The organism is Bradyrhizobium sp. CCBAU 25360, from assembly GCF_028128695.1.
Lineage (GTDB): Bacteria > Pseudomonadota > Alphaproteobacteria > Rhizobiales > Xanthobacteraceae > Bradyrhizobium > Bradyrhizobium ottawaense.
This window is the reverse complement of sequence record NZ_LBJA01000045.1, coordinates 283693-297090: the sequence shown is the minus strand read 5'-3', so window position 1 is coordinate 297090 and position 13398 is coordinate 283693. Positions and strand designations below refer to the sequence as shown.

The window sequence follows — 13398 nt, the reverse complement described above, 5'->3', positions numbered from 1 at the left end:
CGTGAGGAAACAGCGCCGCAACAAATCTCATCCGACCCACGACATTTTCTCATCCCTGCCGCGGTTGCATTTTTTGCGCCGCATCATATGATGATCGTAATTCTACACATCACCGCCAGGGAGCCCCATCATGGCCGAAGCCGCCGATCCCGTCGTCATCCTCTCCGCCGCCCGCACCCCGCTCGGCCGCTTCATGGGCGAGCTCTCGCCGCTCCCCGCCCACAAGCTCGGATCGCATGTGATCGGCGCGGCGCTGGAGCGCGCAAGACTTGAACCCGAGAAAGTCGACGAGGTCTTCATGGGCTGTGTGCTGCCGGCCGGACAGGGCCAGGCACCCGCCCGCCAGGCGGCGCGCGCGGCCGGGCTGCCCGATGCCACCGGCGCGACCACGGTCAACAAGGTCTGCGGCTCCGGCATGAAGGCGACCATGCTCGCGCACGACATCATTCGCGCCGGCTCGGCCGAGATCGTCGTCTCCGGCGGCATGGAAAGCATGAGCAATGCGCCCTATCTGCTCGCCAAGGCGCGCGGCGGCTATCGCGTCGGCCATGACCGCATCATCGACCACATGATGATGGACGGGCTGGAGGATGCCTACGAGACCGGTCGCTCGATGGGCGATTTCGGCGAGGCCACCGCGGAGACGTACCAGTTCACCCGCAAGGACCAGGACGCCTACGCGATGGAGACGCTGAGCCGCGCCCGCAAGGCGGTCGAGGGCGGCGCGTTCAAGGCCGAGATCGCGCCGATCACGCTCGCGGAAAAGGCCGGTCCCCGCATCATCGCCAATGATGAGCATCCATTGAAGGTCGATCCGGCGAAGATCCCGGGCCTGAAGCCGGCATTCCGCGCCAACGGCACCATCACGCCGGCCGCGTCCTCCGCCAATGCCGACGGCGCCGCCGCGCTGGTGCTGACGAAGCGGTCGCTCGCCGATCGGGGCGGCCTGCCCGTTCTCGCGGAGATCAAGGGCCACGCCACCCACAGCCAGGAGCCGCAATGGTTCACCACGGCGCCGATCCCGGCGATCCGCAAGCTGCTCGACAAGGTCGGCTGGGCTGCCTCCGATGTCGACCTGTTCGAGATCAACGAGGCCTTTGCCGTGGTGGCGATGGCGGCGCAGCGTGACCTCGGCATTCCCCGCGACAAGCTGAACGTCAATGGCGGCGCCTGCGCGCTCGGCCATCCCATCGGGGCCACCGGGGCGCGACTGATCGTGACGCTGCTGCATGCGCTCGAGGCCCAGAATCTCAAACGCGGTATCGCGGCCCTCTGCATCGGCGGCGGCGAAGCCACGGCGATCGCGGTGGAGCGGCTGGCGCGCTGAGCGCGGGTGTCCGAAATTAAGGGAAGTCTGTCATTTCAGACTTCTCCTTCCTGTGCCAGACTGCAACGATGACGCGGGTCCCTCGGGGCTCGCCAACCCACATTGAGGCCCAATGATCTCGAACTGGCTCGCGGCAGCATTGTCCCGCCGCAACATCCATTACGGCTGGGTGATGGTCGGCGTGACCTTCCTTGCCGCGCTGATCAGCGCCGGCACGGTCGGCGCGCCCGGCGTGTTCATCGTTCCGCTTCAGAAGGAGTTCGGCTGGAGCACGGCGGAGATCTCTTCCGCGCTGTCGATCCGTTTCATCCTGTTCGGACTGATGGCGCCATTCGCGGCCGCTCTGCTCAACCGCTACGGGCTGCGCAACGTCACGCTGGCGGCACAGCTGATCGTGGTCTCGGCGCTGGTCGCATCGCTCGGCATGACTCAGGTCTGGCAGCTCGTCGCCCTCTGGGGCGTGGTGATCGGCATCGGCACCGGCATGACCGCGCTGGTGCTCGGCGCAACCATTGCCACGCGCTGGTTCGCGGCACGGCGCGGCCTCGTCGTCGGCATCATGACCGCGAGCGTCGCCACCGGCCAGCTCGTGTTCCTGCCGCTGCTCGCAAGCCTCACCGAACGCTACGGCTGGCGGCTGGCGCTCGGCTTCGTCTGCATCATGCTCGGCGTCTCTGCGCTGGCCGTCCTGCTTGCGATGCGCGACCGGCCGAGCGATCTCGGCCTGCGCCCGTACGGCGACGAAGGCACCGAGCCCCTGCCCACCCCGCCCGTGAGCCACGGCTCGATCACGGGCGTGGCGCTCGGCACGCTGCGCGATGCCTCGAAGTCGACTGCATTCTGGATCCTGTTTGCGACCTTCTTCGTCTGCGGCGCTTCCACCAACGGCCTCGTCCAGGTTCACCTGATCCCGATGTGCCTCGATTTCGGCATCCCGCAGGTGCAGGCCGCGAGCCTGCTCGCAGCCATGGGCATCTTCGACTTCTTCGGCACCATCATGTCGGGCTGGCTGTCGGACCGCTACGACAATCGCTATCTCTTGTTCTGGTACTACGGCCTGCGCGGGCTCTCGCTGATCTTCCTGCCGTTCAGCGACTTCTCGTTCTATGGCCTTTCGATCTTCGCGATGTTCTACGGCCTCGACTGGATCGCGACGGTGCCGCCGACGGTGCGTCTCACCGCGCAGAAATTCGGGCCCGAGCGCGCCAATCTGGTGTTCGGCTGGATCTTTGCCGGCCATCAGCTCGGCGCCGGCACCGCGGCGTTCGGCGCTGGTCTCTCGCGGACGGTCTATGAGAGCTATTTGCCCGCGTTCTTCATCGCCGGCGCGCTCTGCGTGTTCGCCTCGTTGATCGTGCTGGCGCTGTCGCGGCAACCGAAACTACAGCGGGCGGCGGCCTCAGCCTAGTACCGGATCGTGGTGGTGACGCCGAACACCGCGGCGTCACCGATCCTGGAAATACCGCTCGGATCGTTCGGATTCGCGATGCCGCCGGAGGGACGGAACACATATTGAAAGTAAGGCGCGATCAGCCAGCCCGGCTTGATGTGCGCCTCGTAGATCATCTCGATCAGTGTCTCGTTGCTGCGCACCGGGCTCCGGATGCCGGTGAAGACCTGCGTGTCGACGTCGAGATGGCGCGCGCTGTTCGAGATTCGCATATAGGCCATCGCCACGCCGAAGCGGTCGAGCGGGCGGCCCGGCGTGAAGCCGACGAAGCCGATGCCGCCGTCCATATAGAGGTCGATCAGATTGCGATCCGGCGGGCTGTGGGCGATGCGGCCGAACGCGGTGATGCCGGGGAGCGAGGCCGACGTGCTGGTCTCGGTCACCTCAGGCGGACGATACAGCACCTGCTCGATCACGGCGAAGATGCCGTAATTGCCTTTGAGCCTTGCGGGAATGCCGCTGCCGCCGGGATCGGCGATCGACATCCCCTCCGCCGTCAAGCGCTGGCTGTCGAACGAGCCGTAGTGCTTCCACGCGCCCGGCGTGAAATTGCCGGCGAGCGGACGGCCGCCGATATCGATGTCGTAGTTGAAGCGGACCTGCCCGATCACCCACGGCGGATCGTTGACGCGGAATGCCAGGCCATGATGATCGCGCAGCTGAGGATCGACATCGCCGGGCCCGGACGGATCGCCGTTGAACACCGCACCATACGCGGTGATCTTGTCGGTCAGTGCGGCCTTGATGCGAATGCCGGGCACCGCGATCGGCGGCGCCGGGCCGCCGGCCGGAAGGTTGGACGCCTTGATCGCGGGCCAGCCGAAGGTGCCGTTGATGAAGAGGTCGTCGGTCTGGCTGTCGAAGAACTCGACATCGGCGGCCTGCTGGCCGGCCCTGATGTTCAGGCGGTCATTGAAAAAGCTCTGCTCGAAATAGGCGTTGTAGAGCCGCTGGTCCGGCAGCGCCTCGATCTCGCTGATGGTGGCGAGGTTCATCACGTAGTTGCGGCTGAGCCCCTGGCCGTAGATGACGAGAGCATTGGCGTAAAAGCGGCCGCCGGTCCAGCCGACCAGTCTGTCGAGATCGGCATCGACCGACAGATCGAGCCGGCCGAAATGGATGGCGCCACGCTTCACGCCGCCGGCGGCGTTGGCGATATTGTCTGCGATATAGGTGGCGCCGAAATTCAGGCCCTTGCTGGCAAGGCCGTCGTGCCATTCGTTGAACCATTTGGGAAACAGCCATGCGGCCGCGCTTTCGTCCTTGGCACCGGCGAGCGCGCTCGTCGCCGTGCAGGCCAGGGCGATCGCGGCCGCCACGGATATTTGGGTCCCCCAACTCACGATCGACACACGCTACTTGAAGATACCGGTGCGCCGCATGAAGAGATAGGCCGCAGTAACCGAGCAGGCCATCAGCACTGCCGCCCACAAAAATCCGCTTTCGACCTCGGTCAGCGGCAGGCCCTTGGTGTTCATGCCGAAGATGCCGGTGACCAGCGTCGGCGGCAGCAACAGCGAGGTCACGATCGAGAGGGTGTGGAGATGGCGGTTGCTCTCCTCCTCGTTCTTGAAGCGCAGCTCTTCCTCGAGCAGGCGGCTGCGCTCGCGCAGCTCGACGATGTCGTGATCGAGCCCGTCGAGCCGCTGCGCGAGCTTGCCGGCCTGGATCCGCAACGCCGGCGACAAATGATCGGTGTTCTTCTGATCGAGACGGTGAAACAGCGTGCGCAATCCGGTGAGCTGCCGATGCAGCCGGACGCAGGTGCGGCGGAGCCGGCCGAGATTGCGGCGCATCTCCGGCCTCGCGTCATCGGCCAGGATGCGCTCCTCGATATCGTCGATCTCCTGGCCGAGCTTGTCGGCCATCCGGTCCAGCGTGTCCGCGACCTCATCGACGATCTTTTCGAGCAGATGAGCGACATTGTCGACGCGGTAGCCGCCTTCGAGCACCCGCCGCGTGGCGTCCGCCGAGCACAGCGCCTGATGGCGGCCAGAGACCAGCAGCCGCTCGGTCATGGCGAAGCGCAGGAACGCGGTCTCCTCCGTCGCGCTGTCGATCTCGCGCACGAGATCGGAGAACACACCATAGACGCAATGGTCGATGACGTGAAGCTGCTGGAAGGTGTCGCTCGACAGCAGCAGTTCGCGTGCAAGCGCCGGCAGCTGCGACGCCGCGATCCAGGGCCGCGCCCGCGCGTCGGTCAGGTTGAAATGCAGCCAGAGCCGGCCGTCATGGCTGAACTCGATCGGCTGGTCGACCGGCAGCGCCTCGGCACTGCCGTCGCTGTGCAGGCGGAAGGCCCAGACCAGGCCGGGAATGGCGGGTTCGGCGTTCGATAATGCGCTGGCAAGCTTTGCCGGCTCAGCCATGGATAGCCCCAACCGTCAACAACTGCCCCGTTTCGGAAGATGGCTGACGGCATCTTCCGGACCCCACGCGGGTACTCAATTACGCCAGTGTTACAGTTTGATGATGCCGCCCTATTCCGCCGCCAGCCCGGTCGCGGCCGCCTCGGCTTGCCTGATGTAGTCATGGACGACGCGGCCGAACGGCAGCGTCAGATCGGCAATGTAATGATGCGCGCCGAGGCAGCGGCGGACCGGGAAATCGGCGACCGGCGCATTCACATGCGGCACCAGGTGCAGCCGGCCCGGCCCCATCCAGGAGCCCTTCGGCACGATGTCGACGAGGTTGATCGCAACCAGCTGGCAGACCTCGAGACGGCCGTCGACGCCCGGGATCATCTTCAGATTGATCTGCGTCTTCGACAGCGTGGCGCGGGTGAGGTCGCCGTTGCCGGCCATGCTCTCGTGCTTGTAGCCCATGGTGCCCATGGCGACGAGCTGGCCGGCATATTCCAGCGTGCCCGTCAGCGTGTCCTTGACGATTTCGAGCTTGGGATGGGCGTATTTCTTGGGAAAGCCCCAGATCTCGCGGCCGGCGGCGATCGGCGGATCGTCGTCGAGATACATCTGCGAGACGAAGTTGACGTCCTCGCCGTTGAGGCGCGCGGGAATGACGAGGCCGGATTCGGTATAGCTGCCGAAGCCGGAGGAGTCAGGCATCTTGATCCACTCGTAATGCGCGATCGGCTGGTCGATCGGCTGCAACGGCTCAGGCAGGCCGGCACGGATCAGCTCCGGGTCGGTCTCGTAGGTGATGACGAGGAATTCGCGGTTGACGAACCGATACGGACCGGCCGGATAGCTCGGCCCCGCCGCGGGCATGGACGGAAGTCTCAGCACGTCTTCGCTTCGCATCGCTGGTCTCCTGTGTTCCTGATCGGCGGCAATTGCTAGCGATCCTCATTGACTGCGATGTGAAGCTTTTCCGTCAGGCGCACGACCCCTGCCATTGCAGCGTGGTCGGTCTGCGTTGCCGGCGATGCATCGGTGCCGCCCTGTCATCACGCCGTCACCACGTGACGCAATCGTCTTGCGCAAGCAGGAGGCATCGCCATGGACGCCCGCACGTCGCATCCGACATATCAGAGCCATCAGGCGCCCTCGCGGGGCTGGCGGCCCGAACGCTGCGATCGCATCGCGCTGGTGCTGCAGGGCGGCGGCGCGCTCGGCGCCTACCAGGCCGGTGTCTATCAGGCGCTGCACGAGGCCGGCATCGAGCCCGACTGGGTCTGCGGTGTCTCGATCGGCGCGATCAACTCCGCCATCATCGCCGGCAACAAGCCGGAAAAGCGGCTCGAGGCGCTGCGCATCTTCTGGGAGCGCATCACCAACCGCAAGATCTGGCACTACACGCCCGACGGCGACGTCTTCCGCCAGTGGCGCAATCTCACCAGCGCCTGGATGACCTCGGCGATGGGCCAGCCCGGATTCTTCACCCCGCACCAAATGAATCCCTGGTTCAGCCCGGTCGGCGCGCGCACCGCGACCAGCTATTACGACACCATGCCGCTGAAGGAGAGCCTGCTCGAGCTGGTCGACTTCGATCTCATCAACGAGAAGAAGGTCCGCTTCGCGGTCGGCGCGGTCAACGTGCTTTCGGGCAATTTCATCTATTTCGACAATTCCCATGACGAGATCGAGCCGGAGCACATCATGGCCTCCGGCGCCCTGCCCCCGGCGCTGCCGATGGTGCGGATCGGCACCGATCATTTCTGGGACGGCGGCATCGTCTCCAACACGCCGCTGCAACACCTGCTCGACCAGGAGGATGCGCTCAATTCGCTGGTGTTTCAGGTCGACCTGTTCAGCGCGCGCGGCGTGCTGCCGCGCTCGATCCAGGACGTGATGGCTCGCCACAAGGACATCATGTATTCCTCGCGCACGCGCCACAACACCGACGTCTATCGCCGCACCCACAATCTCAAGGTCCTGCTCCACAAGGCGCTGGCGAAGCTGCCGGACGAGCAACTGTCCGACGAGGAGCGCAAGCTGAAGACGAGCCTGTGCCACATGCCGGAGATCGCGATCCTGCATCTGATCTACCAGCAAAAGGCCTATGAGGGCGACGCCAAGGACCACGAGTTCTCGGGCACCTCGATGCGCGAGCACTGGACCAGCGGCTATGAAGACACCAAGCGCACGCTGAAGCGCCGCGACTGGATCAAGATGCCGGAGGAAGGCATGGGCCTCGTCGTGCACGACGTGCACCGGGAGACGGAGAGCGCGTAAGGGACGCTTGTGTCCCGGACGCGCAGCAACGCCTTGAGCGTTGCTGCGCCAAGCCGGGACCCAGAAGCTACACGGTTCGCCGCGATCATGGGCCCCGGCTCTGCAGCGCTCCGTCAAAGGGACGCTGCGCTGCGTCCGGGGCACGAGACTGCCCATAAACATGATCCATTCGGAAGACACACTTCCGCATTCTCGCGGCTCATTTCGCCCGAGCTTTGCTCTCGTCGTTGCCCTTCTTGTTCAGAAAGGGCGCAGGGAAGGCCGGGCGCCGGCTGGCACCCGCGGTCCCGTGTGCGAACAAGACGCGCACGGGTTGGACAACAGGTGTAGCCGGGCGACCGGCCTTCCCTGCGCGGATGGCTTTACGGCTTATGTCGCGCTCTCCCCGGGGAGCGATGCACTATTGCCCCCGTCGCGTTGCGGATGACTGATGTGCTGACCCGGTTGAGCCGCAACATCACCGCAACACTTGACGCACAGACCCCGGGCGTCAGGACCACACGATTTTGCCGTCCGCGCACATCCCCGTTCCTGTCCCCGATGGCTTGCGTGCGCTCACCGTCGAGGCCGAACCAAGGACGCCGTCAGCGCCGTGTCGTATCGCGCGTGCAGCTGCTCACGGGGATCCCGCCCTGCAGCCTGCCCAGCGCGCCGACGCCGTCGCGGCCACCGCCTCCCGGCCCGCGTCTCGTGACGATCGCGAAACGCCCCTTGTGGCGGGCGGGATGAGCCATTGATACGACATATCCGAAATTCGGTAAATAGGAATGTTTTTGCGTCGAGGGATTGACAGGGTGTTTTGCCCGACGGGCGGCGTGCCACCCTAACTGAATATTCGATGCAATGGTGTAAGGGCCTTCGGGTCCCTCTCGCAATCACCGGGGTGGAACAACAGCAGATCGTTTCGAGCAAGTCGCTTCCTGATGGAGGCGCCGGGCTCCTGGATGGCGGAGATCGCGATCGAATTGAACAAGGAAGCGAAGTGACGCCGATCTTCGCGCATGCGCAACAATTCTCCATACGCAGCAATCGTTCTCCGCTTGGTGGAGCGGCATCGCAGCCGCTATCGTTGCCTTCAGGCCCTAGGACTCCCCAAGTTCTCGCGCCTGAGGACCGCCGCCTCGGCCCCTGGACGTTGACAGTCCCCGAGCAGCTGGCGGCGGTCCTTTCTCCTGTCTCGGCCGCGCCCCGATTTGCAACAGTCGGTTGCTGAGACGGGCCGAGCCGAGGCATACGATTTGCGGACCCGCTAAGTCATTGATCCCTTTTGTGACCCGAACTGGAAGGACAAGCCTTTTTCCGAGTCCCAATCTCTCGGCTTGGGGTAGAGGTCAGCCACCTCCAGACCTAAATCGGCCGCGCAAGGCCCCAAAACAAACCGCAGGAGGCGCCGCGGTAGGACGTCGATTGAATGTCGTTAGCTACCGCATCAGGTGGAAATCAGGGCGGGCTGGCGCTAACGGCGGCCACAGAAGCGCCCGAACGATGAGCGGAATACCAACGGCCAGAGGTATCAGCCAGTACATGAAATGAGGCAGGTCCTTCCAAAGTGGAAGCTGCTTTCCGTTGTCCACGTAGAAGGCAACCAGCATCAGGATATACGACAGGCCCATCCCCGCGATATGGACCCTGACCCAATACCGCCAGCGGTGCCGGAGCGCAGTGCGACCGATCCAGGCGCAGGCGAACGACAACGTACCGAGAACGAACAAGTGATAGTTTTCGGCCCAGCGCATAAGCGACAGTAACGTCGCGGACGCGAAGAGCGCCAGCAGACACCAGAAATAGATCGTTCCAAGCCTAGAATGACGCCCGCGACGCTTCTGACTCAACATTGCGATTGCGCCGATCGCAACGCTCGCAAGGCCCAGGGGGATATGCACCCCGAAGATCAACGCCAGAAAGAAGTGGTCGGTTGATGGAATTTCGATGCCCGCCACGATGGTCGTTTCTTCGCCTGTCATGGCGTTACTCCCATCTTGCAATTCAACATCGACTAAGCCGGCGAAGAGGGTCGTTTGACGGCGAACGCTACGGCGCCGCAGACAATGCAAAGCATGCAGCAGCCGATCGGGGACGACTGCATAGCTTCCCGTCCAATCGGCGCTTGCTGCGAAAGGCAGCGGGCCGAACGCTGCGCCGGCAATGCCAACCCCTTCGGGCCGCGCCCGCCAGGGACGAAGAGCGCGCCTGGTCAAGCGTTCGAGCCGCGACATGGAATACTCGTCAGGTCAATTGCCCGTCAATTTTCCCCTGCGCAGCTTCGTCAATGGTGCTGACGGTAATTCTCCGGAATTGCCGTTGCGTCTGTCCCGGTCTGGGATGGGCCATTCAATGCATCCACTTCGAGACGAGACGACTGCCCCTTTGTCCGCATCGTACATTGAGTCTGGAGATGATCATGCGCAACATTGCATCGGCGATTGCAATCGTGATCGCGTTGAGCGCGCCGGCTTTGGCTCAGAAGGCCGAGATCGAAGCGAACAATGCGAAATGGATAGAGATGTTCAACAAGGGAGATTTTTCCGGGATTGCATCCCTCTACAGCGCCGATGCGACCGCGCTCCCGCCGGGCTCCGCGATGGTGCAGGGTCGACCAGCCATCGAGGTCATGTGGAAAAGCATGGCTGAACAAGTGACCGATCCGAAGCTCACAACGGTGGATGTCAAGCCACTCGGTTCTTCCGCGGCCCGTGAGATCGGCACGTTCGTCCTGAAGACCAAGGGGTCGACACCGCAGGAAGTGACCGGAAAGTATGTCGTCGTCTGGGAGAAGGTCGGAGACGACTGGAAGCTCGCCACCGACATCTGGAACGACGGCAAGTAGCCGTCTTACGTTCAAACCAGCGCTTGCGCAAAAAGCAGGAGGGATCAAACCGACGCGCGTGTTCATTCGCCGTTGTCATTCGATAAGCAGGCGCTATCGTGCGCATGCGGCGCAGCCGCGACGTTCATCCGATAATTCTAGTCATGGGAGAATCGCATGAAATTCATAACCACCTGGAGCGTACCTCAAGGCACCTTCAATGCAGCCGTCGCCCGTTTTCTCGAGACCGGTGGCGCGCCACCCGAGGGCGTCAAGATGCTGGGCCGCTGGCATGGCATGAATGGACAGGGATTCGCGATCTCTGAATCGAGTGATCCAAAAGCCATGTATCGTTGGCTCGCGCAATGGTCTGACCTGCTCCCGTTAACCGTCACGCCCTGCCTTGAGGACGGAGACGCGGGCGAGGTGATGGCGTCGCTTCCCAAGCGTTGATCATCAAGCGTTGATCATCAAGCGGGCAAAGGGTTTTCTGAACCAGCTCATCCACTGAAGCGCGATGAGATTAGGATGAATCGTCATCGCGCTTTAGTTTATTGCTTGAGCATGAACTTTTCGGAAAACCGCTGCGCACTTTTCCGGATCATGCTCTAGGGTCCAGCCGTCTCCTGGACTCTCCGGAGAGCGGCTACTTCGCGTCCTTGTTCAATTCGATCGCGACCTCCGCCATCCAGGAGCCCGGCGCCTCCATCAGAAAGGATTGACGGTTGCTCCTGGTCTGGATCGTCACCAGTGCGGCCACTGTGTTTCCCTCTATTCGCGCCTCAATCAGGCCGTCCTTGTTGGTGCCGTAGACCTTGCCGCCCTGCCGGTATTCGCTCTCGAACCAGTTGCCGGAAAGTTCCGTCCCGCTCTGCTCGATGTTCGCGGACAGGACCATCTTGTACGCATCGCTTGCGCAGCGCAGGTCGAGCGTCAACGACCGCCCCGGCCTGGTGACGTTGTACGCCACCTTGCAGCGAACCTTCTCGCGCGGACCGTCCGACGGCTTCATGGTGCCGATGCCCGACCATGCGCCGGCCAGACTGTCGAACACCGGCTCTGCGCGCAGCGGGCCGGTGCCGACGAGCACGAGCCAGGCCGCGCCAATGCTCATGCGCGCCGCCAAAACCTTCAATCGCATTCTGCCAATCCTGATCTGTAAAGTCCGAGCGCGTTCTACGCCCTGATGGCCGCGGGAAGTTGTCGAAGATGTTTAGAAATGTTGCAGAGATTGCCTGAACGTTGCCGGGATCGACACATCAGCCGGTAATGAAGCCGATATCGCCGCGGCAAGTTCCCGGCTGTCCCGCTCGGCCGCGAATACCCCGCGGGAGCGCAGGGCAATCGCATACGGCATTTTCCGCCAGCCGAGCGCGCGCCTCGTCCTTCGAGACGACCGCTTTGCGGTCTCCTCAGGATGAGGCTAAGCGGCATCGGTGCCCGTTGAGAGTGCTGCCGCACACTCCGTCCTCATCCTGAGGGCCCGCCAACGGCGGGCGTCTCGAAGGATGGCCACAGAGAACGTCGCCGGAGCGAAATCCCGCCTCAGTTCGGACCGGGCATATTGCCCGCAAACTGCGGATAGCACTCGCGCAGTTCCTCGCGGATTCGCCCCCGGATCAAAGCAAGCGTCGCCTCGTCCGGCAGCGGCGTCGTGACCTCGCATCTCTCGTTGTCGTACGAGAATCCCGTCGTGCCTCGAATGTCGCGCCAACCATATCCCGGATGCGTGCTCTCGAGGCGGAAACGTCCCGCTTCCCGGTCGAAGGAAAACAACGCCGCATTGGTCAGCAGGGCATGAGGGCCGCCTCGCCGATAGACCGTCCCGTCGGTAACTCCAGGCGCGGAGACGAAGTCCACGCGCTCCACCAGGGATCGCAGGCTGTGCTCTTCGCGGAACAGAATGACCCGCGGCACCAGGAAGTACAGATAGGCGGAGCCGAACGAGCCGGGCCACCTGACCGGATTGTTCGGATAGTCGCCGGTGCCAACGAGATTGACGTTGCCCTGACCGTCGATCTGGCCGCCGCCGAGAAAGAAGGCGTCAAGGCGCCCCTGCGCAGCGCAATCGAACAGCTCCTCGGCACCGCCAGTGAAGGAATTGTGCTTGACCGACCCGAGGATCGAGACCTGCACGTGCTCCAATCCGTCACGCTGGTTGAGCGCGCGCAAGAGCATCGCTCCCGCCGCCGGCATCGGCGAGGATTGACCGACTGCAACATGCCGCACGCCCTTCAGCAGCCGCGAGATCGTGTAGATCATCAACTCGCGGCTGGTGCACGCCTCGCTCATGCCACGCTCCTCGCGCCCCGCATGTAGGCCTGGAACCCTTCCGGCGAGCGCGCCGCGCGCGCGTATTTCTCGACTTCCTGTCCATCCCTGGGATATTCGGCGTAAAGCCCGGTGGGCCATCCACCGTTCTTCAGCTGTGCCACCGCGCTCACATAGATCGCGGGCAAGACGCCCGCGGCCATCTTCTCGTCCTCGAGCAGCGACGTCTCGGAGATGTGCTCCACGGTCACGAAAGCCCGCTTCGACGCATGGGCCAGCAGCATCGTTTCGCGTCGGCGGCCCAGCCGCACATTGCCGAACCTGTCTGCTTCAGGCGCATGAAACAAAGCGATATCGGGCTGGATCGCCGAGACCACGACGATCTTCTCGCCGTCGTCGAACGGATTGGACGTCACCTTCCAGTCGTCGCGCTTCTCCAGGACGTCGCTGCCGATGATGCCGCGGATCGGCATGAACGGAACGCCCTTCTCCGCGGCCGTCAACCCTGCGAACACCGCGGGACAAGTGGCATCACGGAGGCGAATGGATCCGTCGCGGACAGCCCGGCTGAAACAGGGCGCGCCGCCGGCTTCGCCGAGACTGACGGCGCTCGTCTCCAGCGTTGCCACGGCGCCGGCGCCGATGAGCATGTCGACCTGCATGCCGCCGATCGGTGCACAGACCACATGGAGATCGCGAATGCCGCGATCGATCAGCATCCGAACCAGTCCTGGTGCCGCGGCGTAGTCGTCCGGCGCCAGGCCGAGCTTGCACCCCGAGGGTATCATCTCCGCCATCTCTCGCGGCGTTACGAAGTCTGTCATCTCTTCACCTCTCCCTCGATTTCCAGTCAGGCCCATCGAACAAGATCAACGTCCGGACTCGTCCGCGTCATCCGAGCCGTGGC

12 protein-coding genes are annotated in these 13398 nt (G+C 63.7%); 5 read left to right on the top strand and 7 right to left on the bottom strand.

What is annotated here, in order from left to right; translation table 11 throughout:
- The first annotated feature begins 130 nt into the window (after positions 1–130).
- On the top strand, positions 131–1327 hold the full coding sequence (locus XH81_RS35475) for an acetyl-CoA C-acyltransferase (protein ID WP_028145128.1): 1197 nt from the start codon (positions 131–133) through the stop codon (positions 1325–1327).
- Between the two features lie 112 nt (positions 1328–1439).
- Entirely contained in the window at positions 1440–2735 is a 1296-nt protein-coding gene (locus XH81_RS35470) for an MFS transporter (RefSeq protein ID WP_028145129.1), read from the top strand.
- On the opposite strand, the gene XH81_RS35465 is transcribed toward XH81_RS35470, so the two are convergent.
- The 3 genes from XH81_RS35465 to XH81_RS35455 form a co-directional block, all read right to left on the bottom strand.
- Positions 2732–4102, bottom strand: a complete 1371-nt coding sequence (locus XH81_RS35465; RefSeq protein ID WP_028145130.1) for a carbohydrate porin — start codon at positions 4100–4102, stop codon at positions 2732–2734. The two genes, XH81_RS35470 and XH81_RS35465, sit on opposite strands and share 4 nt — an antisense overlap.
- Positions 4103–4132: 30 nt before the next feature.
- Entirely contained in the window at positions 4133–5149 is a 1017-nt protein-coding gene (locus XH81_RS35460) for a transporter (RefSeq protein WP_028145131.1), read from the bottom strand.
- 111 nt (positions 5150–5260) lie between these two features.
- A complete protein-coding gene (locus XH81_RS35455; RefSeq protein WP_028145132.1) occupies positions 5261–6040 on the bottom strand; it encodes an acetoacetate decarboxylase in 780 nt (259 codons plus the stop codon).
- Positions 6041–6238: 198 nt separating this feature from the next.
- On the opposite strand from XH81_RS35455, the gene XH81_RS35450 reads away from it, so the two are divergent.
- Complete coding sequence (locus tag XH81_RS35450; RefSeq protein WP_028145133.1) at positions 6239–7414, top strand: patatin-like phospholipase family protein; 1176 nt, start codon at positions 6239–6241, stop codon at positions 7412–7414.
- Positions 7415–8835: 1421 nt separating this feature from the next.
- Here XH81_RS35450 and XH81_RS35445 read toward each other — a convergent pair.
- The gene (locus XH81_RS35445) at positions 8836–9630 is read right to left on the bottom strand and encodes a hypothetical protein (RefSeq protein ID WP_162130946.1); all 795 of its coding nucleotides are present in this window, start codon (positions 9628–9630) and stop codon (positions 8836–8838) included.
- Between the two features lie 185 nt (positions 9631–9815).
- Between XH81_RS35445 and XH81_RS35440 the strand changes: the two genes are divergently transcribed.
- A complete protein-coding gene (locus XH81_RS35440) occupies positions 9816–10241 on the top strand; it encodes a YybH family protein (RefSeq protein WP_028145136.1) in 426 nt (141 codons plus the stop codon).
- A gap of 156 nt (positions 10242–10397) precedes the next feature.
- A complete protein-coding gene (locus XH81_RS35435; RefSeq protein ID WP_018319867.1) occupies positions 10398–10673 on the top strand; it encodes a DUF3303 domain-containing protein in 276 nt (91 codons plus the stop codon).
- A 193-nt stretch (positions 10674–10866) separates the two neighbouring features.
- On the opposite strand, the gene XH81_RS35430 is transcribed toward XH81_RS35435, so the two are convergent.
- The 3 genes from XH81_RS35430 to XH81_RS35420 form a co-directional block, all read right to left on the bottom strand.
- On the bottom strand, positions 10867–11346 hold the full coding sequence (locus tag XH81_RS35430; protein WP_244439109.1) for a hypothetical protein: 480 nt from the start codon (positions 11344–11346) through the stop codon (positions 10867–10869).
- Positions 11347–11765: 419 nt separating this feature from the next.
- Entirely contained in the window at positions 11766–12512 is a 747-nt protein-coding gene (locus tag XH81_RS35425) for a CoA-transferase (protein ID WP_028145138.1), read from the bottom strand.
- Positions 12509–13315, bottom strand: coding sequence for a CoA transferase subunit A (locus XH81_RS35420; protein ID WP_028145139.1), 807 nt, complete (start codon positions 13313–13315; stop codon positions 12509–12511). The genes XH81_RS35425 and XH81_RS35420 overlap by 4 nt, the downstream gene beginning before the upstream one ends.
- Positions 13316–13398 lie beyond the last annotated feature (83 nt).

Bases quoted from the DNA above. Each gene is read 5' to 3' on its own strand.
- XH81_RS35475 (WP_028145128.1), top strand. From the start codon at position 131: ATGGCCGAAGCCGCCGATCCCGTCGTCATCCTCTCCGCCGCCCGCACC.
- XH81_RS35470 (WP_028145129.1), top strand. From the start codon at position 1,440: ATGATCTCGAACTGGCTCGCGGCAGCATTGTCCCGCCGCAACATCCAT.
- XH81_RS35460 (WP_028145131.1), bottom strand. From the start codon at position 5,149: ATGGCTGAGCCGGCAAAGCTTGCCAGCGCATTATCGAACGCCGAACCC.
- XH81_RS35455 (WP_028145132.1), bottom strand. From the start codon at position 6,040: ATGCGAAGCGAAGACGTGCTGAGACTTCCGTCCATGCCCGCGGCGGGG.
- XH81_RS35450 (WP_028145133.1), top strand. From the start codon at position 6,239: ATGGACGCCCGCACGTCGCATCCGACATATCAGAGCCATCAGGCGCCC.
- XH81_RS35445 (WP_162130946.1), bottom strand. From the start codon at position 9,630: ATGTCGCGGCTCGAACGCTTGACCAGGCGCGCTCTTCGTCCCTGGCGG.
- XH81_RS35440 (WP_028145136.1), top strand. From the start codon at position 9,816: ATGCGCAACATTGCATCGGCGATTGCAATCGTGATCGCGTTGAGCGCG.
- XH81_RS35435 (WP_018319867.1), top strand. From the start codon at position 10,398: ATGAAATTCATAACCACCTGGAGCGTACCTCAAGGCACCTTCAATGCA.
- XH81_RS35425 (WP_028145138.1), bottom strand. From the start codon at position 12,512: ATGAGCGAGGCGTGCACCAGCCGCGAGTTGATGATCTACACGATCTCG.
- XH81_RS35420 (WP_028145139.1), bottom strand. From the start codon at position 13,315: ATGACAGACTTCGTAACGCCGCGAGAGATGGCGGAGATGATACCCTCG.